The sequence below is a fragment of the Pseudoxanthomonas sp. YR558 genome (genome assembly GCF_900116385.1).
GTDB lineage: Bacteria > Pseudomonadota > Gammaproteobacteria > Xanthomonadales > Xanthomonadaceae > Pseudoxanthomonas_A.
This window is the reverse complement of sequence record NZ_FPCI01000002.1, coordinates 331274-358123: the sequence shown is the minus strand read 5'-3', so window position 1 is coordinate 358123 and position 26850 is coordinate 331274. Positions and strand designations below refer to the sequence as shown.

Annotated in this window: 26 protein-coding genes; 8 read left to right on the top strand and 18 right to left on the bottom strand. The window is 64.5% G+C overall.

The features are described 5' to 3' along the window. Nucleotide 1: 1 nt before the first annotated feature. From BM365_RS17880 to BM365_RS13150, 4 genes are all read right to left on the bottom strand, one after another. Nucleotides 2-1768, bottom strand: coding sequence for a hemolysin (locus BM365_RS17880; protein ID WP_139227430.1), 1767 nt, complete (start codon nt 1766-1768; stop codon nt 2-4). Nucleotides 1769-1770: 2 nt separating this feature from the next. Continuing rightward, the gene (locus BM365_RS13160) at nt 1771-2169 is read right to left on the bottom strand and encodes a hypothetical protein (RefSeq protein ID WP_139227429.1); all 399 of its coding nucleotides are present in this window, start codon (nt 2167-2169) and stop codon (nt 1771-1773) included. A gap of 255 nt (nt 2170-2424) precedes the next feature. Further along, nucleotides 2425-2799, bottom strand: coding sequence for a hypothetical protein (locus tag BM365_RS13155; protein ID WP_093489996.1), 375 nt, complete (start codon nt 2797-2799; stop codon nt 2425-2427). Nucleotides 2800-3185: 386 nt separating this feature from the next. After that, nucleotides 3186-3653: a hypothetical protein gene (locus BM365_RS13150; protein WP_093489995.1), complete on the bottom strand. Its 468-nt coding sequence runs from the start codon at nt 3651-3653 to the stop codon at nt 3186-3188. A gap of 613 nt (nt 3654-4266) precedes the next feature. Here BM365_RS13150 and BM365_RS13145 point away from each other — a divergent pair. Continuing rightward, on the top strand, nt 4267-5037 hold the full coding sequence (locus tag BM365_RS13145) for a hypothetical protein (RefSeq protein ID WP_093489994.1): 771 nt from the start codon (nt 4267-4269) through the stop codon (nt 5035-5037). 86 nt (nt 5038-5123) lie between these two features. Here BM365_RS13145 and BM365_RS13140 read toward each other — a convergent pair whose 3' ends face one another. The 13 genes from BM365_RS13140 to BM365_RS13080 all read right to left on the bottom strand — a co-directional run bounded on the left by BM365_RS13140 (nt 5124) and on the right by BM365_RS13080 (nt 17733). Next, nucleotides 5124-6122 (bottom strand): hypothetical protein, encoded by a 999-nt coding sequence (locus tag BM365_RS13140; protein WP_093489993.1) that lies wholly within the window; start codon nt 6120-6122, stop codon nt 5124-5126. Nucleotides 6123-6424: 302 nt separating this feature from the next. After that, nucleotides 6425-6850 (bottom strand): hypothetical protein, encoded by a 426-nt coding sequence (locus BM365_RS13135; RefSeq protein WP_139227428.1) that lies wholly within the window; start codon nt 6848-6850, stop codon nt 6425-6427. Then, the gene (locus BM365_RS13130) at nt 6847-7599 is read right to left on the bottom strand and encodes a hypothetical protein (RefSeq protein WP_139227427.1); all 753 of its coding nucleotides are present in this window, start codon (nt 7597-7599) and stop codon (nt 6847-6849) included. Before BM365_RS13130 ends, BM365_RS13135 begins: the two co-directional genes overlap by 4 nt. Before the next feature lie 216 nt (nt 7600-7815). Then, nucleotides 7816-8196: a hypothetical protein gene (locus tag BM365_RS13125; RefSeq protein ID WP_175502093.1), complete on the bottom strand. Its 381-nt coding sequence runs from the start codon at nt 8194-8196 to the stop codon at nt 7816-7818. A gap of 91 nt (nt 8197-8287) precedes the next feature. After that, nucleotides 8288-8506 carry an XAC0095 family protein gene (locus BM365_RS13120; protein WP_093489990.1) on the bottom strand — a complete coding sequence of 73 codons (219 nt, stop codon included), beginning with the start codon at nt 8504-8506 and terminating at the stop codon, nt 8288-8290. 275 nt (nt 8507-8781) lie between these two features. Beyond that, the gene (locus BM365_RS17875) at nt 8782-9474 is read right to left on the bottom strand and encodes a DUF6988 family protein (protein WP_139227426.1); all 693 of its coding nucleotides are present in this window, start codon (nt 9472-9474) and stop codon (nt 8782-8784) included. Further along, nucleotides 9467-9853 (bottom strand): hypothetical protein, encoded by a 387-nt coding sequence (locus BM365_RS13115; protein WP_093489989.1) that lies wholly within the window; start codon nt 9851-9853, stop codon nt 9467-9469. The genes BM365_RS17875 and BM365_RS13115 overlap by 8 nt, the downstream gene beginning before the upstream one ends. A 124-nt stretch (nt 9854-9977) precedes the next feature. Then, the gene (locus tag BM365_RS13110) at nt 9978-10457 is read right to left on the bottom strand and encodes a hypothetical protein (RefSeq protein WP_093489988.1); all 480 of its coding nucleotides are present in this window, start codon (nt 10455-10457) and stop codon (nt 9978-9980) included. 779 nt (nt 10458-11236) lie between these two features. Continuing rightward, a complete protein-coding gene (locus BM365_RS13100) occupies nt 11237-12565 on the bottom strand; it encodes an AAA family ATPase (RefSeq protein ID WP_093489986.1) in 1329 nt (442 codons plus the stop codon). Between the two features lie 244 nt (nt 12566-12809). After that, nucleotides 12810-13871 carry a DUF4062 domain-containing protein gene (locus tag BM365_RS13095; protein WP_093489985.1) on the bottom strand — a complete coding sequence of 354 codons (1062 nt, stop codon included), beginning with the start codon at nt 13869-13871 and terminating at the stop codon, nt 12810-12812. A 66-nt stretch (nt 13872-13937) separates the two neighbouring features. Then, complete coding sequence (locus BM365_RS13090; protein WP_093489984.1) at nt 13938-14738, bottom strand: TSCPD domain-containing protein; 801 nt, start codon at nt 14736-14738, stop codon at nt 13938-13940. Between the two features lie 124 nt (nt 14739-14862). Further along, nucleotides 14863-15438: a hypothetical protein gene (locus BM365_RS13085; RefSeq protein ID WP_093489983.1), complete on the bottom strand. Its 576-nt coding sequence runs from the start codon at nt 15436-15438 to the stop codon at nt 14863-14865. Nucleotides 15439-15582: 144 nt separating this feature from the next. Then, nucleotides 15583-17733: an adenosylcobalamin-dependent ribonucleoside-diphosphate reductase gene (locus BM365_RS13080; protein ID WP_093489982.1), complete on the bottom strand. Its 2151-nt coding sequence runs from the start codon at nt 17731-17733 to the stop codon at nt 15583-15585. A gap of 561 nt (nt 17734-18294) precedes the next feature. Here BM365_RS13080 and BM365_RS13075 point away from each other — a divergent pair. From BM365_RS13075 to BM365_RS13045, 7 genes are all read left to right on the top strand, one after another. After that, nucleotides 18295-19758, top strand: coding sequence for a Do family serine endopeptidase (locus tag BM365_RS13075; protein WP_093490786.1), 1464 nt, complete (start codon nt 18295-18297; stop codon nt 19756-19758). 86 nt (nt 19759-19844) lie between these two features. Further along, the gene (locus BM365_RS13070) at nt 19845-20207 is read left to right on the top strand and encodes a hypothetical protein (protein WP_056878612.1); all 363 of its coding nucleotides are present in this window, start codon (nt 19845-19847) and stop codon (nt 20205-20207) included. A 10-nt stretch (nt 20208-20217) separates the two neighbouring features. Continuing rightward, the gene (locus BM365_RS13065) at nt 20218-20709 is read left to right on the top strand and encodes a hypothetical protein (RefSeq protein ID WP_093489981.1); all 492 of its coding nucleotides are present in this window, start codon (nt 20218-20220) and stop codon (nt 20707-20709) included. Further along, on the top strand, nt 20709-21140 hold the full coding sequence (locus BM365_RS13060) for a hypothetical protein (RefSeq protein WP_093489980.1): 432 nt from the start codon (nt 20709-20711) through the stop codon (nt 21138-21140). The genes BM365_RS13065 and BM365_RS13060 overlap by 1 nt, the downstream gene beginning before the upstream one ends. Before the next feature lie 76 nt (nt 21141-21216). Continuing rightward, entirely contained in the window at nt 21217-22311 is a 1095-nt protein-coding gene (locus BM365_RS13055) for an AI-2E family transporter (RefSeq protein WP_093489979.1), read from the top strand. A gap of 684 nt (nt 22312-22995) precedes the next feature. Then, nucleotides 22996-23736: an HAD family hydrolase gene (locus tag BM365_RS13050; RefSeq protein WP_093489978.1), complete on the top strand. Its 741-nt coding sequence runs from the start codon at nt 22996-22998 to the stop codon at nt 23734-23736. Then, the gene (locus BM365_RS13045) at nt 23733-25109 is read left to right on the top strand and encodes a leucyl aminopeptidase family protein (protein ID WP_093489977.1); all 1377 of its coding nucleotides are present in this window, start codon (nt 23733-23735) and stop codon (nt 25107-25109) included. Before BM365_RS13050 ends, BM365_RS13045 begins: the two co-directional genes overlap by 4 nt. Here the strand turns inward: BM365_RS13045 and BM365_RS13040 are convergent. Next, entirely contained in the window at nt 25091-26806 is a 1716-nt protein-coding gene (locus BM365_RS13040) for a sensor domain-containing diguanylate cyclase (RefSeq protein WP_093489976.1), read from the bottom strand. The two genes, BM365_RS13045 and BM365_RS13040, sit on opposite strands and share 19 nt — an antisense overlap. Nucleotides 26807-26850: the final 44 nt, after the last annotated feature.

Sequence of the window (26850 nt, the reverse complement as noted above, 5' to 3'; positions counted from 1 at the left end):
ATTACATGGCCATTGCCGGCCCTTGGCGCATCGGCAATTCCCGCTGCTCCTGCAGCTGATGCTCCACCGACTGCTGTTGGGCAAGCATCCGGTCGCCCACCTGCGCCATGTGCTGCCCCTCTGGAGATCGAGCCAGCTCGATGGCAAGCCGGTCGAGCGCCTGGCTGTCGCCAGCCACCAGTGCCGCATGGACCCCGCCCACATAGTGATCGTTGAACAGCTCGCGCGCAGGACCGGGTCTGTCCTGGTAACTTGCCCCTGCCTGCGGTGCTGTTTCCCGACCCCGTCCGTCCAGGGTGATCCCCAACTGGCCGTTCTGGAAGTTCTCGATCACCACGGGATCCCGGCGCGCGTGATCCGCCGCCAATCCATCGGTGACGGTCAGGTGGTTGTTCTCCAGCACGTAGCTGAACCGACCATCTTCACTGCGGTAGGTATTCTCTGCCTGCCCTTCATCGCGCATGCCGCCGGTCAGCGCAACCCCGCCCCAGCGCACCTCGCCCACCCCGTCGCTATCCATCACGGTATCGCCCGCGTCGACCACGTAGGTGTCCCGGCCTTCGCCGCCTTCCATCCGGTCGCGGCCCTGCGCACCGATCAGGATGTCGTCGCCGCGGTGCGACCGCAGGGTGTCGTTTCCCCCTTCGCCGATCAGCAGGTCGTTGCTGGCGATCTCGGCATTGCCCTGCATCCTGCGGGAGTCGAGGGTGGCGGCATGGTTCTGATCTATCGCTTCACCAGTCGTGTTGCGCTGTTCTCGACGTACCGCATTCTGGGTTCGGTTGTTTCCGGGGTGCTCGCGATCCACCATTGCCGCTTCTTGCAAGTCGCGGCCTGGATCGAGATGGATACGCCCCACATTGAAATTGGCGTCAGTAAGCCGATCCGATAGCTCCGGGTATTGTCGGCGCAGATCCTGTAGCAGCGCAGTACGCGCGGGTGCAAGCGCGTCGGCGATCGAGGAGACACGACCGTACTCGTTCACCAGCGCCGGATAGTCCCTGTTCGCTTGTGCGACACGGTTGCGACGAGCGGCCTCTCCCTCAACGGTAATGCCGAACTCCCGTTCGACGCGCTCAACTTCGTCGCGATGCAGTTGGAACGCCTGATACACATCGCGGGCCTGCTGAGGCGTGACATTGTCGGGATCATCGTACAGTCCGAACACTTCGGCTTCCGCAAACCGTCGCTTGCGAAGCCCCGCCTCTTTCGAATCCGCATCTGGATACTGCTCATCAAGCTCGTCGCTTCCCCAGCAGTTGTATCGCATCTGGAACCACGCTTCTGCGCGGTTGCCGCTGCGTATGGCGTCGAGCACAGGATGCTCAGGGACGTTGCGCTGTTGCGAACCGGAAAGACTGCCCACCCCTCGGTTGTAGGCTAACGAAACCACCGCGACTCTTTCGTCCGACAGGGGCATCCCAAGGCCGTCCGCAGGGCCCGCGTACTCTGTGAGGGAGGCCCGCAGCAACTTGTCCGAATCCGCTGCATCCAGTACCCGCGTGAAGGTCACGCCAATCCGGGTCTTCTCGGCGCTTGGCGCAGCCGCATCAATGGCCGCCAGCGTCCGCCACTGCTCTTGCGTCAAATCGATACCGGATTCCCGCCAGATCGCAACGTTGTTGTTTCGGTTGAACGTGTATCCCCAACCGATCGTCGCCATGCGATCGCCAATGTTCTGGGCACGGGCATGCAACCCCTCGGCCCCTACCACCACGAGTCGCAGCTTTCGATCGTACTCAGCCTGGCTCAATTCCCGATAGTCCATTATCAGTTCTCCTCCCTTCCTTGCACCGCGCTGCAGCTTTTTGCTTCGCTCTTCTTCGTTTCCGCCTGCGATGAAGCCGCAAGCGATCTCACCAGTACGCTATCCGTGGCAATGATGGCGATATCCGTCTCCCCACGCAGGATGCTATCCACCTCCTTCCAATGCAGATCGCCACCCTTCAGCGTCGCGCGTACCAACGCAATTGAGCCATTACGGTAGCTTTCCACCGCCAGAACAGCGGTGTCACCCACCACGGTGCCGACAATGCTTCCTTCGTCGACCTGCCGCAGGTTGACGAGTGCGCCGCCGAAGTCGCCACAAATGCGGTCACCGTCCTGCACGAGCGTCGCGTTGAAGCCGCCGCAATCGAGCGCCGGGTTGGTTCTGTCGCACCACTTCACTGACCAACTTCCCGTGAAGTCTGGCCTCGTCGTTTGCATCGGTGGGTTGAATGCACAACCAACCAATCCAGTGCAGGAAGCGATCAGAGCAAGTGCAGACGCTTGGACTGTGAATCTTGGAGCTGCCATGGGGTCCTCCTGACCTTGTCCTGACAGTTGGCAGTCTGCCAGCGATGGATGAGCGCCACAGTGATCTACCCTGCCGGGGACGGCATTGATCCTGGGCACGACACCTTTGGTGTGCCGTGCCTTCAATCAAGGCTCGTCATTTGAGGTCTCATCCGGCCATCGACAGGGAAGCGCCTTTAGATCATGCAACGCCGACAGTGCATGCTCTGACCTGTCGTCGCTCAGCACCCACGTTCCGCCGATGATGCTGTCCCCAGGCCACTCGCCTCGCACCGCAGTGCCGATCACGCGCCATTGCAGACCCTTGGGCGCAAGGGTCACGACAGCGACATTCTTCTCTCCGGTTCGCGCGTTGTCGATCACCAAGACGGCTGCATTGCCAACGACCGTGCCGAGCACCGAGCCCGGCTCACCTTCCTCCAGCTTGGACAGCCTCGGCGTTGCGGCGAAGTGTTGGCCACAAATTCGCTCACCACGTTGAATCAGATACAGGTCGAACATTCCACATGGGTCTCTCGGATATTTCCGGTCGCACCACTTTGCTGACCAAGCGCCGTTGAAATCCGCCTGAGGAGCCCGGATGGGTAGACCGGAGGCGCACGCGACCACGCCGGCACATAAGCCGACAACCACACTCACGCGGAGTCCGCGACTTGCAAGACGATTTCCATTGACCATGCACCCGCTCCCTGCTTGGTTCGATGCGCTTCAATGACGGATAGCTCTATCCGCGCTGTACGGTCTGACCAGGTCGGCGGCCTAGGCCGGCATCTGAAGCCTCCGTTTAACGCGCTCCCGGGTGCGCTGCGCTTACCCGAGCTACGTCTGACAGCCACGCCACAAGAAGGACGAGCCGAAGCTCGCCTTTCTTGTTGATGACGCGACGTTTACGCCGTCGGCTCGGGTTCCTGTCGTCGCTTGCGCTCGAACCGACTGCCCAACGCTTCGCGCATGCCTTCCAGGCCGTCGCCGCGGCCGGCCACCTTGAGGTGGGCGTAGCCCTCGAGGGACGCCACCATCAGGTCGCTGCCGAGGGCCATTTCGCTATCGACCATGCGTTCGTAGACGCGCTGCAGGCGGGCGATCAGCGGGCGCAGGATGTCGAGGGCCACCAGGTCGGCGCGGTATTCGTCCACGTCGAAGTTGCGCGGCAGCACGTCGGGGTGTTTGCCCAGGGTGATGACGGCCTGGCGGCAGAAGGCTTCGGATTTGTCGCCCATCTTGGTCAGCTCGCGGCGTTGATCGGGGGTCAGACCGATGAGGCCGGTGAGGTGCTGTTCCAGGGTGGCGATGGCGCCTTCGATGATGGCCTGGTCGTCGTTGCTGAGGTGCAGGGAGATGCGGTTCTGGCTCATGTTCACTCCATTGATTGCCGAAAGGACACGTCGGCGTTCATCGCCGACGATCGCAGCCTAGCGCGCGTGCGCGCGCAATGCCTCTCACATTGCGATGTGTGAGAAGGGGAGAGATGGAGCTCGGAATGTCATCGATGGAGCTGCAGAGCCCGATCGATGGCACTCGGCGTGTGAGATGCGGAGCTCCGAGCCCGGCAGATCGCATTCGGAATGCCATGGCATGGCATTCGGCGCGCGATCGATGGAGCTCGGAACGCGATCGATGGCTCTCAATGTGAGAGAGATCGAGCTCAATGTGCCATCGATGGGATTCGGAATGTGATCGATGGGGCTCGGAAAGCCATCGATGGCACTCACCTGCCCCGCGCGTGGGATTCCGAGCTCGATAGATGGAGCTCGGAGCCCCATCGATGGGGCTCAATGTGAGAGCGATGGGGCGTTGAGTGCCATCTTTGCCGTAGGGTGGGCCTTGGCCCACCACCCGGATCGCACTGCAACGCATGGGAAGGTGGACTGAAGCCCACCCTACGCGCTTCACTTGGGCGACGGAGGTCGTACGGCGGCGATGCCTCCCCCCCTGCCATGACGTGATTCCTCGGAGTGACCTTCCCAGATGAAAATCGGCCGTCTCATTCTCCTGCTTGTTCTCTTGTCGCTCCTTGGGATGCTGGCGTTCTGGCTCAAGAAGTCTTCACAAGAGGAGGAAGCGCCCCGGGGGCACACCCTCTCCGCTGACAATGGCGCTCCCGCAGCGCAGGGTTCGGCCGGTACCGTGATGCCCAACGGTGCACTCGGCGCACCAGGAGAGACGTCACTTCCCGCGCTTCATCGCGAACGCATTGAGGTCGGCGACGCCTTATGGGAAGCCACCACGCCCGAACAGGCCGCCTGGCTCAATCGAAACGGTTTCCCTACGTCGCAACAGTTGGCCGCCTTCAACGGCGCGAAAGCCGCTCAGTTGCCGTCTGACGGCTTGGCCCGCTCACCGGCGGATGTCACCGCCGCGGAGAGTGTCGCGATGAGCGATCCGTCGTCCAAAGCGCAGGCGCTGTCGGTTCTCAAGAACGCGAGCGAAGCCGGCTCTTCGTACGCGCTGCAAAGCCTGGCGCGGATCGCGCAGCTGTCTGAAGGCGATCCCGTCAAGGCAGAGGGCTACTACCGTGCAGCCATTCTGAGAGGTGACTGGCTGGTGGGCTTGCGCGAGACCCCTCGCCTGTCGCCGGAACAGAACTACGCGGCAGACCTTCGCGCGTTCCGCATCATCGCGCAGATCAACCTGTCGAGGAGGCAACGGGGCTTGCCTCCCCTCGCCATGGACGTACGTCCGGGCGCCAATGAAGCCCTCGATCAGCTGCTGCCAGCCACGAAACGACAGGGGCGTTGAGCACCGTAGGGTGGGCCTTGGCCCACCACCCGGATCGCACTGCAACGCATGGGACGGTGGGCTGAAGCCCACCCTATGCGCTGCGATTACCGCCCGTCACTCCCCTTCAGTTCGCGGGAGGCCGCTTCTTCGCTCGCCCACTTGTCCTCGATGGCCTTGAGGTGGTCGAGGCCGGCGGCGAGGCGCGGTGCCACGCGCGGCTGTTGCAGGGCGTCGTTATTGACGCCGACGCGTGCCAGCTTGGCCTTCCAGCCGTCCACCTTGGCCGCTTCGGCGCTCAGGGTCACCGGCAGGAGCTTGATGTGCGCCTGGTTCCATCCCATGCCCACGTCGAATTCCACGGCGTACTCCTTGCCTGCTTCCACGGTGGCGTTCAGCACGGACAGGCGCTCGGAGAAGGCGACGAAGGTGTGCTTGCCCGGCGCCACGCGAAGCTGCATGTACTGGCCGCCACGCAGGCTGCCTGCATAGCCCTCGCGGCTCCACAGCGAGAACGGGATCTCTGCAATCAGTTTCGCCGGGCGATAGACATTGATGACCGCGCTCTGTGCGTCGGGCGCCATCGGTTCTGCGGTGGTCGCGATCAGTCCCAGCCCCAGCAGTTCAGGATTGACCAGCAGGTTGTCGTAGCCGTCGTTGGGGCGCGTCTCGGCGAGCACCTGCTGCGGCTTGGTTTCTTTGACCAGCGTGAGGCCCTGCTCTGCGGCCACTTCGGTGATCTTGCCGCCCAGGTATTCCATCAGCAGATAGACCGTCTCGCCGGGCCGGTTGTCCACGGTGGTGTAGGCGAAGCCGGCCTTGGCCTGGACACCATTCAAGGTATTGAGCCCGGGCTTGAGCTTCAACACGACGTGGCCGCCGTTGTCCATGGCCGCCACGACCTTGTCGTTCAGCGCCACCCACACATCGCGACCGCCGCCGACGAACTTCTTCTCGCGGATCAGGTAGACCGTCGTTTCTTGGTCCTGAGTCGGCGCCGCGACGGGCGTCTCCGCGACGGCCTCCGTCTGTGCCGATACCTGGAACGGCGCCAGACTCCATGCCATCGCCAGCACTACACCCACCTGCTTGAACGCAAAGCGCATAACGTCTCCCCAACGTAGTTTTTGAAAAGAAAGAGGTTCCCCGGCACGTTCCCGCTCGCTGCGAAGACGGGCGCATCACCTCCACCCGTTTCCCCCTTCGCAGGGGCGTACTGCCTTGGCGGGCATTGTCGTACAAACCGGTGCCGAGCGAACAGCCAGCCACACGCTCCGGCGCGGATGGACATGTGGGCCAACGCCTCCCTGCCGGCTTCGGTGATTGCAGGAGCGTAGGGTGGGCCTTGGCCCACCGGCCGGATCACACTGCGACTCATGGGACGGTGGGCTGAAGCCCACCCTACGCGCTATCCCGTCTTGGCCGCGAACCAACGACGGCTGGATGGCATCAGCAGCGCGACGGTGGCCGCGATGCGCAACAGCGAGGCGACGTAAGCATCCCAATGTTCCATCGAGACGCCTCGCCAGAGCATGCGGACGAGGATGATCGCGGTGATCGCCGTGGTCAGCACGACCCATGCCCTCGCCCATCGCTGGCGCCTCCACAATGCGAACGCCATGAGCGCCGTGTAGACGCTGAGCACCGTCATCGCGGGAACGAACACCTCGGATTTCGACATGGGCGTACCGATGAGCGGAGCCACATCGAAGACACAGCCGATCAGGTAGCACGCCAAGGCGGCGGTCATCGTCCATGGCATGTGCGTTGGCGAGGGATCCGTCGCCGCGAGCGACGCATGGGGTGCTTCGTAGGGGTTGGATGGACGGCTCATGGCGATGCGGGTCCGGAGGCTGCTCGGGTTGGGAGCAGCGCCGTCCGGGTGATGCAGTGGAACGTGCCGTCATCCGCCCTGCCGACACGGCGGCAGGTTTCCATGCGGGTGATGGCAGAGCGCGGGATGACTTCCAGCTTCTCACTGGTGATCAGCACGCACATCTCGCTGCCGCATTGCATGACGAGCGCTGGCCGTACGTCCTCGTTCTCGGTGTAACCCAACACCCAATTGCGTTCGGTGGTTGCGAATGTAGCGAATGTCGCGATCTCCTTCTGTGCGTACTCCTTTGCGCGCTCCTTCGAGGGTTGGATGCCAAGATAGATAAGGCAAAGCACGAGCAGGAATATCAAAAGTGCGTTCATGAGCCACGTTCGCGCAGCATCCACCCCTGACACCACGGAGCGTGCGAGCCTGCGATGTTTCGGGTCCACCCTTCCCTCTCTCCGGAAAGAGAGGACGAGCGATCGAAACCAGCGGGCCGCGGCAAACAACGTCGGCATCGCGAAGGCGGTGAGCAGCATCACCACAATCAGGAGCACCAGCGACGCCCACGCAAGGATCGCTATCCAAGACGATCCCTCGACGACATGCCGGACAAACATCATTGCCCCGGCGCGAACGTAGTCGGCAGCAGACAAGCCCAATAGGGTTTCGCTGATTCCAAACTCGGCCCAATAGGACTCAAGGTAAGCCCAACCCATCAGGTAGAACGCTGGCACGCCAATGATGGTCAGCTTGGTTGCCACCTCAAGCACCGACTGCGCCTTGGACAAAAGGCCTCTACGAGCACTCATAGGCTACCCCTCCCTTGGCCAGAACTATGCCACGCACGTCATCACCCGTCAGGGTCACGGCCGCGACGATGCGGCCAGCGGTGTCGGTCAGGTGGGTACGTGCATGTAGCCAGGGTTAGGCCAACGGCCGGACCCGCGGGCACGGAAGCGTTACGTGCGTAGCACCACTCAGGGCGTCGCCGCGGCTTCGGCCGTTGGCGCGCGCACGGCGTTCCAGTTGAACAGGAAGTTGCGGTGTTCGGCCCAGGTCTGTCCCGTCGCGGTGTCGCCGGTCAGGCATACGGCGGTGTGGTACGGGCCTACGCCGTCGGTGGTGCGGAAGCTGGCGCAGAGGCGGCCGCGGCTTTCTTTCCAGCGGCCGGCTTCGATGGTGCTTTGGTAGAAGCTGCCGGTCACCGTGCCATCGGCGTTGAGCGTCAGCTGCATGGGCTGGGTGTAGGGCTTGGCGGGATCGGTGGTCAGGTCCACGCGCCAGGTGCCGTCCAGCGGCGTGGCGTGGGCGAAGGCAGGCGCGGCGAGAAGCAGGGCGAAAGCGAGGAAGCGGCGCATGGAGGATCCTGGCGTGTGGATTCCGAGGTGGTGCGCACTGCTTACGGTGGCCGGCGGCGGATCGGATGCACGCGCCGGCACGATGTGGGAGTTAGCTGGTCACGGCCGCGACGATGCGGTCGGCGGTGTCGGCCAGGTGGGTGAAGCAGTGGGCCAGGCCGGTGCGGGGCAGGACGAGGCTGTCAGGGTGTTCGTGCTCGGGGATGCTGAGCTGGGCCAGCAGGTGCAGGTGGTCGCGCAGGGCCTGCAGTTCGGCGTGGGCGTCGGTGGGCAGGTGGTAGCCGGGGTCGGTGAGCGTTCCGTGCTTCATGGCGGTGTCCTTCCGTGTGGAGCGAGGCGTGCCTGCGGGCGCGCGCTGCGCCCGCAGGGTGTCGGGAGGTTCGAAACCGCTGATAGACGGCGGGCGTATTTCCTCTCGCGAGGTGTTGTATTAGCCGCCCTCCCGACGCGGAACAGTCTGCGCCGGATGTGCCCGATGCCTTGGGCACAAAAAACCCACCGGGTTGTCGTAGGTGGGAACCGCTATCAGGGGAGATTCGACGCTCCTTGGAAGCGAGTTTGCGTCGCTGATGGCGGGGTGTCTATTTACATTTGTGGGGATATCGATGCCGTTGTCACGTCGGTGGCACTTGGCAAGCAATCGGCGTACTGACTGCGCAGTAACGGCAACGTAGGGGAAAGCAGGCCGTGGGCTGTGCGGACTGCTTCAGTAGCCATGATCAGCATGACATTGGCATTGATCAGCACTGAACCCATCTCCTGATGCGGGAAAGGCATCGAACTCTGTGCTACGGCACGGATGCCCCCATGTACATACGAATGCATGCCCCGCCACGTCGCTGCCTTCAGCGCCTCGAGGGGCGCCACAACGGAAGGCGGATGATGCTGCGAGATGGTCTTGAGCATCGCTTCGACGTCTGGACCCTTTCGGGTCTCTGCATCAGACCGCAAGGCCTCCGGGCGAGCAGATAGAAAACCATCTATCCACGCATCTTCCGCACCCTTGAGGGCCCACATAGTCCGGAGCAGCGCTTCGTAAGTGGGCCTGACTAATGTCGATGCAGACACATCGAGTCCGCTTTGAATCAACACTTGCTGGGCTTTCGTGTGCTGCCCAACTACGCTTCCAAAACCACGAACGACAGCCATTCGTCTGCTGGATGGAGTTGGCAGCTCTTCCCATAATGCATCAACTGCACTGCGGAGTAAGCGAGTCCCATACGCCACACGCTCCAGGCGCTCTATGGCTGCGAGAGGATTGTCGCCCATCTCAGGCATCGCACTCCGCCAGGCGCGCACCATCCTTACGAACGTAGGTGGTGACACTGCCAGTGTCCTCGTCGTGATTCTCCAGTACATCCCGCTTGGGCTGGATCGTCAGCGTGATGGGGATGGCATAGCCCTTCGCATTGGCCAGCATCTCCAATCGATCGCCACGCACCCGGTAGACGAGTTCGGTGCTGCCCTTCGCGCTGATGACCTGGCCCGTGCCGTCAGGCGCGAAGCGCAGGGCGTCCTTGGGGCTCTTGTCCGGGTTCTTGCAGAGGACCCAATCGCCGATGAGCCACGCGTTGGGGTTACTGGCCGGTTCTGCGGCTGCCGGAAGCGTGGCCGCAATGCTGAACAGCCCCGCGATGATGATGGTTGCGACCTTCATTGAGAAACCTCTTGATCGAAACCGTAGGGTGGGCCTTGGCCCACCTGTTTGCATGCGCTATTGGAAAGGTGGACTGAAGCCCACCCTACGCGCTCAGCGCGCTCGGCTTCTTCGCCAAACAACATCATCGGGTTACGCACCCCACAGACCGCGGCGTTACCGGATAGCAATCCTCGACGCCTGAGCCAGGGCAATAGACGTGATTCGACCGCGCCGTGATCTGGGTCCAGCTGTTGCCGTCGCGATAGAGCAGCGTGCCGCCCGCACAGCGGTAGCCGGGCGGGACGGGGTGAATGACGGCGACAGGACGGGGCGGAGGAATGGCGGCCGCGCGGACGGCGGTCTGCATCTCATGCTCCAGCTTGGCGCTCTCTTGCTCAAGCACGCGCATCGCTTCTTCGACATCGGGCCGCGCCTGATGGCGCTCATAGGCATTGAATATCAACAGCGCGCCCAGCACGCCGACGCCGACAGCCACGCCGATCTTCCAGGCGAAGCCTTCATTGCTTTGGGAGTGCGATTGCTGCGACGGACCACGATAGGAGCGCGGACGGAACTCCACGCCCTTCATGTCCTTGTCGAACCTGGGCTCCTGACGTTCCATGGCCTCCCCTTGCCTTATCGTCCCGACTGTTGGATATCGCTCCGCTCAACCCATCCTATGCTCTAGCGCTGCGTGACGTTAGGCCGTCACCAACTGCCTCTAAGCAGGCTTCTGGATTGGGCGTTGGCCGACCCACACGCTATGCTGGCAACTGCAGCCCCCTGCTTCTCACGTATGCTGAGACGACAAAAGAAAACTCACTGTCAGATCCACACTCTAGCCAAATCTGATTCTGGATCACCTGGCGCGATCCAGCGCTCGTAGCCGTCTCCCATGCTCGAACAAGGGTCTGAACACGATCGATCCTCTCGGCCCTGCGCTGTAGAAGCTCTGAGCGATTGAGGCGAAGCTGACCTGTGGTCACACATCCACGCTCGCTGCCAGCGTTACCAAGAACCATCGGCCCGGCTGCGTGTAGATGCCCTGAGGGATCATCCGCATATGGGTTCAATAGGGGAAGGTCCTCGTCGTGATAATTGCGCTTTCTGTTGTTGCAGATGGAGCATGCGTACGTGAGGTTAGAAAAGTCGTAGCGTAAGTTTGGGACGGCGTCCTTGGAGATGATGTGTTCGACGTCCCCGTAGTCGATGTGCGAAACCTTGGACTCGCAGTACGCGCACTTATCTGCTGTCTCCAGACGCAGCAAGGTCTTGATCGCGGGCGTCGAATATCCCCTCGCTAGCGAGTCGGGGATAGGTTCACCCGCGGCTGAAAGCGCAAGAAAGCGCTCAGTTCGGGCTGCCAGCTCCGCAACAATCTCCGGCGCCGGCACCGACTTGCTAAGTCGAATCACTTGAATCTTCCTTGCTAGAAGCGACTTTTGCGATGGTCTGTGGTATGTAGTTCTCCATTCCAAGCGCTTGCATCTCTTGTCGCAGTTGGCGCATAGATGCATCCGTGAAGTCGAGCTCGGAATACCGGAGAACGATCTCATCGAGCTTCGCCGAAACCCAGACCGGCCAAGTCGAATCAAGGCCTAAGACCTCCCTCAGGATCTCGTTCGCGCTGCCAGCCTTGTTGACTGTGTCGAGCTCCGTGCTGCATATCTTGTTCGACTCGTCATAGTCCAACACGAAAACATTGGAGTCAGGAACCGATCCAATAATGAAAGGACTATGGGTTGCAACAATGAATTGCACGTTTGGAAACGCCGAAATGAGATCCGACAGAACGCGCTTCTGAAGCTGCGGATGCAGATGATTCTCCGGCTCATCGATAGTGACAACGAATCGTTTTCCGGAGGGCTCAAACATGAATATCTGCCAAGCCAGCTCGATGATTGCAGACACTCCACCCGATACTGCATCGATCGAGAAATGGCCGCTCCTCGTCTCTAGGACCACATCTGGCACTATGACCCGCAAACGCTGAAATCCAAGCGAAGTAGGCAGCATCCTATGGAGGATCCGTTCGAATCCTTCGAAGATCTGTGCCGACTCCGGATCTGAGACAACTGCTTGGCTGCCGTATCCGAACGTCGCCAAAGCAATCAGTGTCTCCTTCATGTAGTAGTGCGGAGAGAACTGCGTGTGCGTTCCTTGCAGTCGCTGCTGCAGCAGATTCCGATACTGGTTGAAGACCTCGTTGCGTCGACGAGGCTGAGTCGGAATGCTCTGAACTTGCTGAATATTGAAGTGCGGTCGATGCGACGGAATGGCGAGGCCTTCGACGGGGGCTTGTGCTGTGACAGTAACGTCGTACACGTAGCTCACATTTTCAGCACTGACGAGAAGGCCTCCATTCATGCCGTCAGAGTACTGAATCGATCCGATAGGCCGGTGCTGCCCACGCGGTCCAGGGCCCAGCGGCTCCAGAGACACACTGGCCGTCAGTGATTCTAGAGCATCCTCCAGCCACCAATCAGTCGTGTAGCGCCTCTTATCTTGAGTGGCGGTCAGCTTCGAGGTTCCGACAAAGTTCTGGTGCCACCCAAAGTGACGGTTCAATAGCTGTAAGAGCGTCGACTTGCCCGCGCCATTCGCGCCGGTAACGATGGTGAGTTGCCGATGAAATCGGATGCTGACTTCTCGGAACTGGCGCCAATGATCCACCTTCAGAGCACTGAACGTGGTGGGACCGGGCTGCACTAGAGGAGAGGGACCTGGCATGAGAGCGAGCCTGTGTGATGGCGGGGGCAAGCTGTTGGGGTTGCGCTGACGTTAGACCGCCCACTAAGCGGTTGTCCAAGACTCATGTGACTACAGGCAAGGAAGGCCGGAATGGTCGATTACAGCAAGAAGATGGCAGAACGGTCGGCAAGCGTGATTTACAGAATGGCCCGAGAATAGCTTGCCCCTCCTACTCGACGGATTGGCGCTAACTCTAGCTAGCCGCGGCTCTCCAGTCGTCTGTCTAGTCGGGCTTTCCGGCCTTTCGGGATCTCGACGATCTGGGTGATTTAGGGGCATCAAGGAGAGGAGCACTAGCGACCAACTCCTCGAGGTCATCATCAAACAAGAACTCTGCAACCCCAAGCAACCTGCGGATCTCATTCAAGTCGAGCTGAGCAAGCTCGATCATCAGCGTTGAGGCCAGCTCAGCGGCGAGGTCCTCCTTCCCCGTCACCTTCTCCAAGGCTTCACAATACTCGTCGATCGACGTCGCCAGCCTTGTAACTTCGACAAATCTTTCCACGTCAATAGTAGAAACGTCATTCAAGTGTCTGAACCAGCGATTAGCCCTAACTGAGTCAAGGACTTTCGCATCGTGCAGGCGACGCTGCTCGGACGAGATCAGTACGGTCGAATTTTGAACTGTCTCGGAAACGACTGCCTCAAGATACTTTCTAAGCGTCTCATTTACTTCAGCCAACTGCCCGACTTGTGCGCTCAATGCATTGAGCTGCTGCTCACTCGACTTGCTATTCAGAAGCTCCCGAAAAAGCCCCGCCCATTGCTCCCGCAACCAAGCCTCAATGTCGCCGTACTTCTCGAAAGTCTTTACTGGATTGTTTCTCGGCTTCGAAAGCACCTCTTCAATCAGCCGAAAGATGTTTACCGAATCGACGTGCGCGTAGTTTATCTTTTCGTTATCTTTATTTCGCTGATACGTCATGTACTCCGCGTACACGCCAGCCTCAACAAAAATATAGATCGGCATGTCGCGACCGACCGCTGTCTCGTACTCGGTTTTCGTGATGCTCTCGTAGCGATCAAAAAACGTCCTGCTTTTTGGCCGCTTGCCGTCGCCGACCTCACTTCCATACCTACCGCCGACTATCAACACAAACATATCGGCGGCCTCAGCCTCTCTGTAACAAGACTGATCAAGAGGACGATCATGTGAGTACGCAATGTCACCCTTCTCGGAGAGAACCGACTCGTACCCTAGTGACTGAATGAACACATCTAGCGACGCTCGTATGTGCTTGAGGTCAAAGTAGGTGGAGCTGACGAAAACACGTGGACGAGCCATTCAACTTCCTTCCTTGAAGGTTGATCAATGCGACCAGGTCAACTCGATGCTTGTTCAGGCACACGCCTACCCGCACTTCGAATACCCACAGTTCAAACACGTCGCGCACCCGTCCATGATGACGAGGGCCTTGGTGCTGCACTTGTGGCAGAGGGTGGCGGAAGGCGGGAAGCTGGCGCCATCGCCGGTGACGGCGATGTCCTCGGCGGCGCCCTGGGCGGGTGCGGCCGGTGCGGCGGTCACGGTTTCGCTTACGTCAAAGTTTTTTTTTGCGCGGTCTTCGTACTGCTTGCGCTTCTCGGCCAGGATGGCGCGCTGGTGGGCGCTCATTTCCGGGTCGTGGATCAGACCGATCGACTTCATGTGCTCTTCGACGATGGCGCCCAGCTCGGCCACCAGCGACGGCATGTACACGCCACCGGCCTTGAAGTAGCCACCGCGCGGATCGAACACGGCCTTCATCTCGTCCACCAGGAACGTCACGTCGCCGCCCTTGCGGAACACCGCCGACATGATGCGCGTCAGCGCGACGATCCACTGGAAGTGCTCCATGGACTTGCTGTTGACGAAGATCTCGAACGGACGGCGCAGCTCGTGCTCCGTGCCGGCGTTGAGCACGATGTCGTTGATGGTCACGTACATGGCGTGCTCCACCAGCGGCGACTTGATCTTGTAGGTGCTGCCGATCAGGACTTCCGGGCGCTCGATGCGCTCGTGCATCTGGATGATGTTGTCCTGCGGGGTTTCCTTTTCTACCGTCTCGCGCGGCACCGACGCGGTGGCGACCGGCGCTGCGGCTTCGCGCGCCTTGTCTTCCGGGGTGAGCACGCTGTAGCCCTTGATTTTCTTGTCGATCTTGACGGCCATGACGGGGGAATCCTGTTCTTGTCTTGTTGATGGTGACGACGACGGGCGGGGCGATGGCCTTCCGGGCCGGCTCCCGCCCCAACCCTCCCCCGGATCCGGGGGAGGTGGGGTGAAGCATCAGGTCTTACTTACGGGCTGCTTTTTTCGCAGCTTTCTTCGGGGCTTTCTTCACGGCCTTCTTGGCCGCTTTCTTCGGGGCGGCTTTCTTCGCCACCTTCTTCGCGGGCGCCTTGCGGGCGACCTTCTTCACGGCTTTCTTGGCGGCCTTCTTCGCCGGCGCCTTCTTGGCGGCGGCCTTCTTGGCGACCTTCTTCACCGCCTTCTTGGCGGCCGTCTTCTTGGTGGCCTTCTTCGCTGCCTTCTTCGCTGCCTTCTTGGCGGGCTTCTTGCCGGTGACCTTCTTCTGCAGGCTGGCGGCTTCGGCCTTGGCGGCGGTGCTGGCGGCGGCCAGCTTCTTCTTCGCCTTGGCGACGGTCTTCTTCACTGCCTTGGCGGCCTTGTCGGTGCGCTTGGCCACGGCCTTCTTCGCCTTGGCGATGTCGGCGGTCACCGTCTTCTTGGCTTTCTTCGCGGCTTTCTTCGCCTTGGTGACGGTCGCGCTGGCGGTGGCGGCGACGGCCTCGCCGATTTCCACGGCCTTGTCCTTCACGCTTTCGGCGGCGCCGGAAAGCGTCGCGGTGACACCATTACCGTTGCTCATGTTGCCCTCCTGTGGGCGAGGTTGGTTGACGCTGCCGATGCTATACCCGATGGCGCGGGGTGGAACGGTGAAGCGGATGAATCGGTGGTTCAACTTTCCCCCCGCCGACCTGCGGCGAGGGGACGCGGACCGGCGAGGCGCCGGTCAGAACTTGCCGTAATAGCCTTCCTTCAACGCATCGAACAGGTTGGCGGCGGTGTGCATCTCGCCGTCGTACTCGATCTGCTCGTTGCCCTTGACCTCGATGACGCTGCCGTCGTCCAGCTCGAAGCGGTAGGTGGTGTTCTCCAGGTCGGCTTCCTTCACCAGCACGCCCTGGAAGGCGGCCGGGTTGAAGCGGAACGTGGTGCACCCCTTCAGGCCCTGCTGGTGGGCGTAGCGGTAGATGTCCTTGAACTGCTCGTACGGGTAGTCCGTGGGCACGTTGGCGGTCTTGGAGATGGAGCTGTCCACCCAGCGCTGCGCGGCGGCCTGCACGTCGACGTGCTCCTTCGGGCTGATGTCGTCGGCGGCGATGAAGTAATCGGGCAGCTTGGCTTCCGGATCGTCCGAGAACGGCATGGCGTTGGCGTTGACCAGCTCGCGGTAGGCCAGCAGCTCGTAGGAGTAGACGTCGACCTTTTCCTTCGACTTCTTGCCTTCGCGGATCACGTTGCGGCTGTAGTGGTGCGCGAACGAGGGCTCGATGCCGTTGGAGGCGTTGTTGGCCAGCGACAGGCTGATGGTGCCGGTGGGCGCGATGGAGCTGTGGTGGGTGAAGCGGCTGCCGACTTCGGCCAGCTCGTCCACCAGGTCCGGGGCCACTTCGGCCACGCGCTGCATGTAGCGGCTGTACTTGGCGTGCAGGACCTTGCCGGGAATTTCCTGGCCGGCCTTCCAGCCGTCCTTCGCCATTTCCGGGCGCTGGCGCAGCATAGCGGCGGTGACGGTGAACAGCTCGTCCATGATCGGGGCGGCGCCCTTTTCCTTCGCCAGGGCCAGGCCCATTTCCCAGCCGGCCACGGCCATTTCGCGGGCGATGGCTTCGGTGAACTCGCAGGATTCGGCGCTGCCGTACTTGTGCTTGAGCATGGTCAGCGTGCTGCCCAGGCCCAGGAAGCCCATGCCGTGGCGACGCTTGCGCAGGATCTCCGCCTGCTGCTGCGGCAGCGGCAGGCCGTTCACTTCGACCACGTTGTCGAGCATGCGGGTGAACACGCGCACGACTTCCTTGTATTCCTCCCAGTCGAACCGCGCCTGGTCGGTGAAGGGATCGCGCACGAAGGTGGTCAGGTTGACCGAGCCCAGCAGGCAGGCGCCGTAAGGCGGCAGCGGCTGCTCGCCGCACGGGTTGGTCGCGCGGATGGTCTCGCACCACCAGTTGTTGTTCATCTCGTTGACGCGGTCGATCAGGATGAAGCCCGGCTCGGCGTAGTCGTACGTCGAGACCATGATCATGTCCCACAGGTGGCGGGCACGGATGTGGCCGTAGATCTTGCAGGCCACCAGGCCGTCGTCGCGGACGATGTAGTTCTTGTGGGTGGGCCACTCGCGCCAGACGACCTGGGCGGCGTCCTCGACGTCGATGTCGCCCTTCTCCTTGATGTTCACCGGGAACACCAGCGGCCAGTCGGCGTCGGTGTCCACGGCTTCCATAAAGCCGTCGGTGATCAGCAGCGAGAGATTGAACTGACGCAGGCGGCCGTCTTCGCGCTTGGCGCGGATGAAGTCCTTCACGTCCGGGTGCGAGATCTCGAACGTGCCCATCTGCGCGCCGCGGCGGCCGCCGGCGCTGGAGACGGTGAAGCACATCTTGTCGTAGATATCCATGAAGGACATCGGGCCGGAGGTGTACGCACCGGCGCCGGCGACGAAGGCGCCCTTCGGGCGCAGCGTGCTGAACTCATAGCCGATGCCGCAGCCGGCCTTCAGGGTGAGGCCCGCTTCGTGGACCTTGTCCAGGATGCCGTCCATCGAGTCTTCGATGGTGCCGGAGACGGTGCAGTTGATCGTGCTGGTGGCCGGCTTGTGCTGCTGGGCGCCGGCGTTGGAGGTGATGCGGCCGGCCGGGATGGCGCCGCGGCGCAGCGCCCACACGAAGCGCTCGTACCAGTAGGCACGCTTCTCCGGGGTCGCTTCGGCGTCGGCCAGGGCGCGGGCCACGCGCTGGTAGGTGCCGTCGATGTCGGCGTCGAGGGCCTCGCCCTGCTTGGTCTTCAGCCGGTACTTCTTGTCCCAGATGTCCTGGGACGCCGGTTGCATGGGGATCAGGGTGGGCTGTTCCGTCTTGATCGCCTCGAGGCGCACCGTACTCATGGTTTTGTTGTTCTCCTAAAAACGACTGGAACCCGTAATGGCTGTGCCGGGTGGGCGCCGGGCCCACCCCCTGTATCTCAACGCGGACCCGGACGACGGGGACGGCGGCGCAGGCAGTCGCTCAGGAGGCGCCGCCCGGGTTGCCGGATTGTGGAAGTGGGCCGTACCACCGACCTGGAAATCGCCGTGTCGCCCACTGCTTCCCTCGCCCTCATGCGCCAATCCCCAAAGGCGCCCGAATTCCCAAGCAAAACCGCCTGAAAACACCATCGCTTGGGTCCGCCACGTGCTGGACCGCAACATATTGTGTCCACACGAGGCATGCAAACTACGCCCGGGTGTGACCTCTGTCAACCGGATTGACATGACATTCCGGTGACGCCAAGGCACCGTCCGTCATCACGTCATGACGCCGGCCAGGGGGCCACGCCGACCCGAACTTCATTGCCGGTTTAGGGGTCTCTGAGCAGACTCATTCAGGTTCGCCTCCCCGCCCCGTGCGGGCCTGGCCCCTCCTTCCTTATCTATGCGACGACCCGCCGACCGACCATGAAGAACGCGATGCGCCCGCTCCCGACCCTGATCGCCCTGACCGCTGCCGCCGCCTTCGGCGGTTTCGCCGCCACCGGCCTCAACGAACTGCTGCAGCAGCCGGCCCAGGCCGCCCCCAGCGCCGCCGCCGCGGTCCCGGCCGCCGCCGCCCTGCCCACCGCCGTCGATGGCCAGGTGCTGCCCTCGCTGGCGCCGATGCTCAAGCGGGTCACCCCGGCAGTGGTCAGCGTGTACAGCCGCCAGACCGTGCGGGTGGCCAGCCCGCTGGGGCCGTTCGGCGACGACCCGGTGTTCCGCCGGATCTTCGGCATCCCGGACATGCCGCGCGAGCGGGTGGAACGCGCGCTGGGCTCGGGCGTGATCGTCGATGCGGTGCGCGGCTACGTGCTGACCAACCACCACGTGGTGGAGAACGCCGACGGCGTGTCGGTGACCCTCAGCGACGGCCGCCAGGTGGAAGCCGAGTTCATCGGCTCCGACCCGGACACCGACGTGGCGCTGATCCGCATCCCCACCCAGGGCCTGACCGCGGTGCAGATGGCCGACAGCGACCAGCTGCAGGTGGGCGACTTCGTGGTGGCGATGGGCAACCCGTACGGACTGGGCCAGACGGTCACCTCGGGCATCGTCTCGGCGGTGGGCCGCAGCGGCATCCCGGTGGCGGGCTACCAGAACTTCATCCAGACCGACGCCTCGATCAACCCGGGCAACTCCGGCGGCGCGCTGGTCGACCTGCAGGGCCGGCTGGTGGGCATCAACACCGCCAGCTTCAACCCGCGCGGCAGCATGGCCGGCAACATCGGCCTGGGCTTCGCGATCCCGATCAACATGGCGCGCGGGATCATGGAGCAGCTGATCGCCAACGGCGGCGTGGTCAAGCGCGGCACCTTCGGCGTGGAATCGCAGGACGTGGACGAGCGCACCGCGCGCGGCCTGGGCCTGGACGCGCCGCGCGGCGCGCTGGTCACCCGCGTGTATCCCGGCTCGGCCGCGGCCACCGCCGGCCTGCAGCCCGGCGACGTGGTGACCACCGCCAACGGCCAGCGCATCGACAACCGCGCGGCACTGCACAACTTCGAAGGCTTGCAGCCGGTCGGCACGCGCGTGGCGCTGGACGTGCGCCGCGACGGCAAGCCGGTGCAGCTCAACGTGGCACTGAAGGAAGGCGCGCGCTCGGCCGACGGCACGACGATCGACGCGCGCCTGACCGGCGCGACGCTGAAGGAACTGGACGAATCCGCGCGACAGGTGCTGCGCAGCCAGGGCGCCAACGGCGGCGTGCAGGTCAGCAACGTGGCGCGCGACAGCCGCGCATGGAAGAGCGGTCTGCGTCCGGGCGACGTGATCGTGGCCAGCAGCAGTGGCGAATTCGGCGACCTGCCCGGCTTCCGCGCGACCTTCGAGCGCTCGCCGCCGCAGCTGGTGCTGCAGATCCTGCGCGGACGCGGCACCGGTCGCGTGCTGATGCAGTAATCGCGCGCGGTGGACGGGATAACAGCCCGTTCACCGCCGTGCATTAGAGTGGCCCCATCCCCCGCCCGCAGGAGCACCTGATGACCATGCCGACGAATACCGATGCATTGAAGTCCAACCTGGGCGAAGCCGGTTCGCACCTCGCCTCCGCCGCGGCCGCCGCTGGCGAAGCGATCAAGGGTGCCGCCAGCGCCGCGGGCGACGAGCTGCGCCTGGGCAAGGCGAACGTCAAATCCGAACTGGCCGACAGCGCGCTGTCCGGCATCGCCGCGGCCGAAGCCGGTGGCGGCGCCGCGCGCGAGCAGGTCGATGCGCTGATGGACAAGGGCCGCGACCTGATCGACAGCGCCGCCGACCTGATCCGCGAACGTCCGCTGGCCTCGTTCGGCGTCGCCTTCGCCGCTGGCTGGATCATCGCCAAGCTGGCGCGCAGCGGCGGCGACAAGTAAGCCCCGCCGCGTGTCCGACGCGCCCCGCGACACCGACGCACCCGCACCGCCCGACCTCGCCGACACCCTGAAAGAGGTCGGTGCGGCGGGCCGTGCTGCGTACGGTTCGGCGAAAGACACCGGTCGCGCGCTGCGCGGATTGGTGTCGGCCGACTTCGCGCTGGCGCGCAGCGCGTTTGGCCGAGGTCTTGCCTGGGCTGGCATCGCGATCGTGTTCGGTGCATCGGCCTGGCTGCTGGTGACCGGCGCGCTGATCGCGCTGATGCAGCGCTTCGGTTTGTCGTGGTTCCAGTCGTTGTCGATCGCCGCGCTGCTGAGCCTGGCCATCACCGCGTTCGCGGTGTGGAAGGTGGGCCGCTACTTCGACTACACCGGCATGCACGCCACGCGGCGGCAGCTGTCGAAGCTGGGGCTGTTCGACGAGGACGCGGCGATCGACGACGACCCGCCCGCCGCCGGCACCGCGCACGACCCGCGCGCGTCGGACCACGGGGGCGCCTGATGCGCTTCGAGAAACTCCTGCAGCACGTGCAGCGCGCGGAACAGCGGGTGGAGCTGCGCGCGACGCATACGCACACCCAGTGGAGCACGTTGAAGCAGGCCTGGCGCGAAGGCTGGACGCCGGGACGCATCCTGATCGCCGGCGTGGTCAGCGGCTTCCTGGTGGGCCGCGCCGAACCGCTGCGCACGCTGACCGGCGCGCGCTGGATGCAGATGTTCAGCGCGGTCTCCAGCCTGCTGGCCACGGCGCAAGCGGCCGCCGCCGCCGAACAGGCCGAGCAGGCCGCCGACACCGCGCAGGACGTGCAGGACCAGGCCGAGGGCATGGCCGAGGCCGAAGAGCCGCTGGTCGACGAGGCGTTCGAGGACGACGACATCGTCGTCACCGCGCCCCGCCCGGCCGAAGCCGCCACCGAGCTGTCCGAACGCTGAAAGCGGACGCGGCGTCCTGACGCGACGCTGACAGAGCGCCCGCCCATAATCGCGGCACTTTCGTACCGGCGCCGCCATGAGCCAGCCACCCGACGCATCGCCCGCCCGTGCCACCTCGCCGCCGCCCACGCGGCCCCGCGCCTCCGTGCCGCTGCTGGTACTGGCGACGCTGGCGGTGGGCTACACGCTGTGGGCCGCACAGGAGGTGCTGCTGCCGGTGCTGCTGGCGATGTTCTTCGCCCTGGTCGGCAACCCGATCATCCGGTTGCTGCGGCGGATGTACGTGCCGCGTTTCGTGGGCGCGTTGCTGGTGCTGCTGGGCGGCATGACCGTGGCCGGCTTGCTCGCCCACAAGATGCTGCCGTCGGCGATGGACTGGGCGCAGCAGGCACCGCGCGAGATGCGCCAGCTGGCACCCAAGCTGCGCGAACTGACCAAGCCGGTGCAGGACGCCAACAAGGCCGCCGAAAGCTTCGCCCGCGCCGCCGCCGGCAGCCAGACCAGCAAGCAGCCGCAGATCGTGCAAGCCGCACCCGATGACCCCTACCGCAAGCTGCTGGCCACGCCGCGCGTGCTGGCGTCGCTGCTGGCGGTGGTGTTGCTGACGTTCTTCTTCATGGTCTATGGCGAGAACCTGCAGCGCAACGCGATCGCATTGTTGCCGGGGCGGCAGCAGAAGAAGTTCACCGTGGACATCCTGCATTCCATCGAGCGCGAGGTGTCGCGCTACGTGCTGACGATCAGCGTGATCAACACGGTGGTGGGCTTCGTGTTCGCCGGCGTGCTGTACCTGCTGGGCCTGCCGCTGGCCGAGGCGCTGCTGTGGGGCACGATGGCGGCGCTGTTGAACTTCGCGCCGTACGTGGGGCCGCTGATCGGGATCGTGGCGATGCTGCTGGTGGGCTTCATCAGTTTCGAGGAGCCGTTCCAGTCGATGTTGCCGGCGGTCGCCTATCTGGTGCTGCACACGATCGAGGGGCAGATCGTCACGCCGATCATTCTGGGCAAGCGGATGGCGCTGTCGCCGCTGGTGTTGATCCTGGCGCTGATGTTGTTCGGGTGGTTGTGGGGAATCATCGGGTTGTTGCTGGCGGTGCCGCTGTTGGTGTGCGTGAAGTTGGTGCTGGCGCGGGTGGAAGGGATGGAGGGATGGGCGCGGTTGTTGGAGTGATCGCTGGATTCTTCCCGGGCCTGCGGCGTTTAAGTTCCGCTTCTTTCAGCACGGTGCCGCTCGCCGCGGAGGCATTCTTTCTTTGCTTGTGCAAAGAAAGAATCAAAGAAACACACCCCAGGCGGCACGCCCTGCGCTTCGCTCCGGGTCCGCGAGCGGGCCGGGAATTTTCGTAAGGCACATCCTTGTGCCATACGAAAACGCCGCCCATCCAGGGCGGCGCCCTTCAGGTTTTACCCGGCCCACTCGCCGTGCCTCATGGGGGCCCTGGAGAGCCACGTCAAAGGCGTGCACGCCCGATCTGTCCGTGTCGGCTTTCGGGGCCCCTTAGGTCCGGCAGTCACGGCGGGTCAAACCCGCAGGGCGGCGCACAGGACGTGCGCCGTTTTCGGCCGGGGCGGGATGCCCCGTCCGAAAATTCCCGTCGGGACTGCGCACCCGCCGCGCAGCGGCGGGCGGACCGCCGGGGGGTGTTTCTTTTGCCTACTTTTCTTTGCACAAGCAAAGAAAAGTAGGGCCCCCGCGGCCAGCGGCGCCATGTATTGCCGCGCTAGGCACCACACGAAGGTCATGAACCCGATGCGCTCACACCCCCATGTGCGTGCCGCGCTCATGCCAGTCGCAGCCCGGCCTCCCCGCCTGGCAGGTGAAGGGCCCTCGGGAACCGAGTGTAAAATCGCCCCGATGAGCTTTCCCGTCCGCGCCATCACCCTCGACCTCGACGACACCCTGTGGCCGTTCGCCCCCATCGGCGCCCGGATCGAACGCGTGCTCGACGACTGGCTGCGCGAACACAGCCCCGCCACCGCCGCCCTGTTCCCCGTCGAACGCATGCGCGCCGTCCGCGAAGCCGTGTTCGCCGCCCACCCCGAACACAAGCACGACCTCAGCACCCTGCGCCGGATGACCCTCGAACACGCCCTGCGCGAGAGCGGCGCCGACATGGCCCTGCTCGAACCCGCGTACGAAACCTTCTACGCCGCCCGCAACCAGGTCGAGTACTACCCGGACGCACTGGACGCGTTGCACCGCATCGCCGCCCGCCTGCCCGTGGCCGCGGTCACCAACGGCAACGCCGACCTGCAGCGGATCGGCCTGGGCCACCTGTTCGCCCATCAGATCCACTCTCGCGAACACGGCGCGGCCAAGCCCGAGGCCAGCATCTTCCACGCGGCGTGCCGCTTGCTGGAGGTGCCGCCGGCCGAAGTACTGCACGTGGGCGACCATATCGAGATGGACGTGCTGGGCGCCGCGCGCGCGGGCCTGCGCAGCTGCTGGATCAACCGGCCCGAAGACCACGACGGACGGCCGCAAGTGTGGACCGACGCCACGCTGCGCCCGGACCTGGAATTCGCCACCCTCACCGCGCTGGCCGACTGGCTGGACGCGCATCCTTCTTCCGCCACGGAACACGCTGCCGCATGAGCGCTGCCCTCGCCTATACCGACGCCTCCACCACCGCCCGCGCGTTGCACGTGCTGGATCGCACGCAGCTCGCCGCCTGGCGCGCCACGCAGTCGCCCGCGGTGAACGCATGGATCGACGCGCAGGGCTTCGCGGCCGGCGCGGGTTCGCTGGTGCTGCTGCCGGGCGAGGACGGCCTCGCGGGGGCGGTCATCGGCATCGGCGATGCGCTGGACCCGTACGCGTATGCCCACGCGCCGTTCGGCCTGCCGGCCGGCGACTGGCAGCTGGCCACCGAGCTGCCGGCCGACGCGCGCACCGCGCTGCAACTGGGCTGGGGCCTGGGCAGCTACAAGTTCGACCGCTACAAGCAGCCGGCGCGCAAGCCCGCGCGCCTGGTGCTGCCGCAGGCCGATGCCGAAGCGCTCGACCTGCTGGCCGCCAGCCTGCAGGTGCGCGACCTGGTCAACACGCCGACCGAGCACATGGGTCCGGACGATCTCGAAGCCGCGGTGCGCGAGCTCGCCACCACCCACGGGGCCGAGATCGAGGTGATCGCCGGCGACGCGCTGCTGACCGAAAACTTCCCCGCCATCCACGCCGTGGGCCGCGCCTCGCACCGCGCACCGCGCCTGATCGCACTGCGCTGGGGCGACGCCGCCGCGCCGCACGTCGCGGTGGTCGGCAAGGGCGTGTGCTTCGACACCGGCGGCCTGGACATCAAACCGGCCGACGGCATGCGCAACATGAAGAAGGACATGGGCGGTGCCGCCCACGCGATCGCGCTGGCCCGCCTGGTGATGGCGCGCCAGCTGCCGGTGCGGCTGACCCTGCTGGTGCCGGCGGTGGAGAACAGCATCGGCCCGAACGCGTTCCGCCCGGGCGAAGTCATCGCCACCCGCAAGGGCGTCAGCGTGGAGATCGACAATACCGATGCCGAAGGCCGCCTGATCCTCTGCGATGCGCTGACCTATGCCGGCGAGCAGTCGCCGGAACTGCTGCTGGACTTCGCCACGCTGACCGGCGCCGCACGCATCGCACTGGGCCCGGACCTGCCGGCGCTGTTCGCCAACAATGACAGCGTGGCCAACGACTGGATCGCCGCCGGCGAGCGCATGCGCGACCCGGTGTGGCGGATGCCGCTGTGGCGCCCCTACCTGCGCTATCTCACCAGCGGCATCGCCGACCTGGCGAACGCGGGCTCGCGCATGGCCGGTGCCGTCACTGCGGCGCTGTACCTGGAGCGTTTCGTGCCCGATGGCTTGCCGTGGGCGCACCTGGACGTCTATGCGTGGAACGACAGCGACCGCGCCGGTCGCCCGGCCGGCGGCGAAGCGCTCGCACTGCGTAGCGCTTACGCGATGCTGAAGGCGCGCTACGGCGCCACGGCCTGAACCACGGCGACATCGTTCGCCGCGGTTTCCACCCGGTTGCGGCCGGCGTGCTTGGCCCGGTACAGCGCGGCATCGGCCTGCCGTAGCAGCGTCTCGCCTAACCCGCCGTGCTGCGGGAACATCGCAATCCCGATCGACACGGTCACGTGCGGCAGCTCCTGCCCCAGGTGCATCACCCGCATGCCTTCCACGCCCGCGCGGATCGCCTCCGCGCGCGCCTGCACGGTGATCGGATCGGCTTCGGGCAGGATCAGGGTGAACTCCTCGCCGCCATAGCGGCAGGCGATGTCTTCGTCGCGCGACAGCGCCTGCAGCAAGCGCCCGAACTCCGCCAGCAACGCGTCGCCGCCGGCGTGGCCGTGCACATCGTTGAAGCGCTTGAAGTGGTCCAGGTCCAGCATCATCAGGCCCAGCGGCATGTGCCGGCGCTCGCAGCGTGCCAGCTCGCGCGCCAGCGACTCTTCCAGGTAACGGCGGTTGAACAGGCCGGTCAGCGGTTCGCGGATGGACTGCACGCGCAGGCGCGATTGCAGCTCCAGGCTGGACAGCGCCATCGACAGTTGCTCGGCAGCGGTCTTCACCAGGTCCATGCGCACGAGGAAGGCATCGTCGTGGCCGGATAGATACAGCAGGCCGAGCTGGGTGCCCTGCGCGATCAACGGTACGCACACGTAAGTCGGTGTGGCATTGAGCGACGGCGTGGTCACGTGCGCGCACGGCAGCAGCTCGTGGTGCGCGCGGTGCACGTGCGGCTGACCGCGGCGCAGCGCCCAGCAGTCCTGCAACGGGAACATCGCCGGGCCGTTGAGCGCGTGCTCGCCCCAGTGCGCGACTTCCTCGGCATAGTCCTGCGAGGCGCGCACCCGGTACAGCGTGCCGCCGGCTTCGGGCAGCAGGCGCGAGAAGTACTGCGTCGCCAGGCCGACGGCTTCTTCCACGCTGACGCAGCTCTGCAGCATGCCGCCGTAGCGGCTCAGTTCGTTGAGGTCGGCGCCCTGCCGTTCCAGCGCGTCGATGTTGTCGAGCAGCTGTGCGCGCGCTTCGTCGCCGGCGTCTTCGGCGCGCGCGCGGCGGCGGATTTCGCCGACCAGCAGCGTGTACACCACGCCGATGATCGCCAGGCCCAGCGGAATGCCCAGCAGCGCCAGCACGCGCAGCAAGGTGGCGCTGTTGTGGCTGGAATTCGCACGCTGCACGAGCAGCTGCCGCTCAGTGGCGACCAGTTGCCGCGCTTGCGCGCGCAGCGCGCCGGAGGTGCGCCGCACTTCCTGGCCGATGGAGCGCTGCGCCGACGACAGGCCGCCGGTCGCGTAGTTGCCCAGCGTGGCATCCATCTGCCCAATCCGGCGCTCGATCTCGAGCTTCCACGCCAATGCCAGGCGGCTCTGGTCGGGATTGTCGCGGACCAACTGCTGCAGCTGGGTAAGCAGCTCGGGCAGTTCGCCGCGGCTGCGCCGGTAGTCGGCGAGGTAGTCGACGTCCGCAGTGAGCAAGTAGCCACGCTGGGCGGATTCGCCATCACGCAGGTGCGCTTCGATCGCGCCGATCAGGGCGATCACTTCGTTGGTGTGCGAAACCCGGTTGGCGTCGCCGATGAAGCGTTGCGCGCCCAGCACGACGCCCACGCCAATGACCACGAAGATCGCGGCGGCGGCGAGCAGGCCGATGCGGTTGGCGTTGCGACGGCGCAAGGGCATTCCGTTCCGGAGCGCGGGGGTCAGGGGGAGCCTAGGGGCCCCTG

Coding starts and splice junctions, on each gene's coding strand:
- BM365_RS17880 (WP_139227430.1), bottom strand. CDS start 1,768: ATGGACTATCGGGAATTGAGCCAGGCTGAGTACGATCGAAAGCTGCGA.
- BM365_RS13155 (WP_093489996.1), bottom strand. CDS start 2,799: ATGTTCGACCTGTATCTGATTCAACGTGGTGAGCGAATTTGTGGCCAA.
- BM365_RS13150 (WP_093489995.1), bottom strand. CDS start 3,653: ATGAGCCAGAACCGCATCTCCCTGCACCTCAGCAACGACGACCAGGCC.
- BM365_RS13145 (WP_093489994.1), top strand. CDS start 4,267: ATGAAAATCGGCCGTCTCATTCTCCTGCTTGTTCTCTTGTCGCTCCTT.
- BM365_RS13140 (WP_093489993.1), bottom strand. CDS start 6,122: ATGCGCTTTGCGTTCAAGCAGGTGGGTGTAGTGCTGGCGATGGCATGG.
- BM365_RS13135 (WP_139227428.1), bottom strand. CDS start 6,850: ATGAGCCGTCCATCCAACCCCTACGAAGCACCCCATGCGTCGCTCGCG.
- BM365_RS13125 (WP_175502093.1), bottom strand. CDS start 8,196: ATGCGCCGCTTCCTCGCTTTCGCCCTGCTTCTCGCCGCGCCTGCCTTC.
- BM365_RS13120 (WP_093489990.1), bottom strand. CDS start 8,506: ATGAAGCACGGAACGCTCACCGACCCCGGCTACCACCTGCCCACCGAC.
- BM365_RS17875 (WP_139227426.1), bottom strand. CDS start 9,474: ATGCCTGAGATGGGCGACAATCCTCTCGCAGCCATAGAGCGCCTGGAG.
- BM365_RS13115 (WP_093489989.1), bottom strand. CDS start 9,853: ATGAAGGTCGCAACCATCATCATCGCGGGGCTGTTCAGCATTGCGGCC.
- BM365_RS13110 (WP_093489988.1), bottom strand. CDS start 10,457: ATGGAACGTCAGGAGCCCAGGTTCGACAAGGACATGAAGGGCGTGGAG.
- BM365_RS13100 (WP_093489986.1), bottom strand. CDS start 12,565: ATGCCAGGTCCCTCTCCTCTAGTGCAGCCCGGTCCCACCACGTTCAGT.
- BM365_RS13095 (WP_093489985.1), bottom strand. CDS start 13,871: ATGGCTCGTCCACGTGTTTTCGTCAGCTCCACCTACTTTGACCTCAAG.
- BM365_RS13090 (WP_093489984.1), bottom strand. CDS start 14,738: ATGGCCGTCAAGATCGACAAGAAAATCAAGGGCTACAGCGTGCTCACC.
- BM365_RS13085 (WP_093489983.1), bottom strand. CDS start 15,438: ATGAGCAACGGTAATGGTGTCACCGCGACGCTTTCCGGCGCCGCCGAA.
- BM365_RS13080 (WP_093489982.1), bottom strand. CDS start 17,733: ATGAGTACGGTGCGCCTCGAGGCGATCAAGACGGAACAGCCCACCCTG.
- BM365_RS13075 (WP_093490786.1), top strand. CDS start 18,295: ATGCGCCCGCTCCCGACCCTGATCGCCCTGACCGCTGCCGCCGCCTTC.
- BM365_RS13070 (WP_056878612.1), top strand. CDS start 19,845: ATGCCGACGAATACCGATGCATTGAAGTCCAACCTGGGCGAAGCCGGT.
- BM365_RS13060 (WP_093489980.1), top strand. CDS start 20,709: ATGCGCTTCGAGAAACTCCTGCAGCACGTGCAGCGCGCGGAACAGCGG.
- BM365_RS13055 (WP_093489979.1), top strand. CDS start 21,217: ATGAGCCAGCCACCCGACGCATCGCCCGCCCGTGCCACCTCGCCGCCG.
- BM365_RS13050 (WP_093489978.1), top strand. CDS start 22,996: ATGAGCTTTCCCGTCCGCGCCATCACCCTCGACCTCGACGACACCCTG.
- BM365_RS13045 (WP_093489977.1), top strand. CDS start 23,733: ATGAGCGCTGCCCTCGCCTATACCGACGCCTCCACCACCGCCCGCGCG.
- BM365_RS13040 (WP_093489976.1), bottom strand. CDS start 26,806: ATGCCCTTGCGCCGTCGCAACGCCAACCGCATCGGCCTGCTCGCCGCC.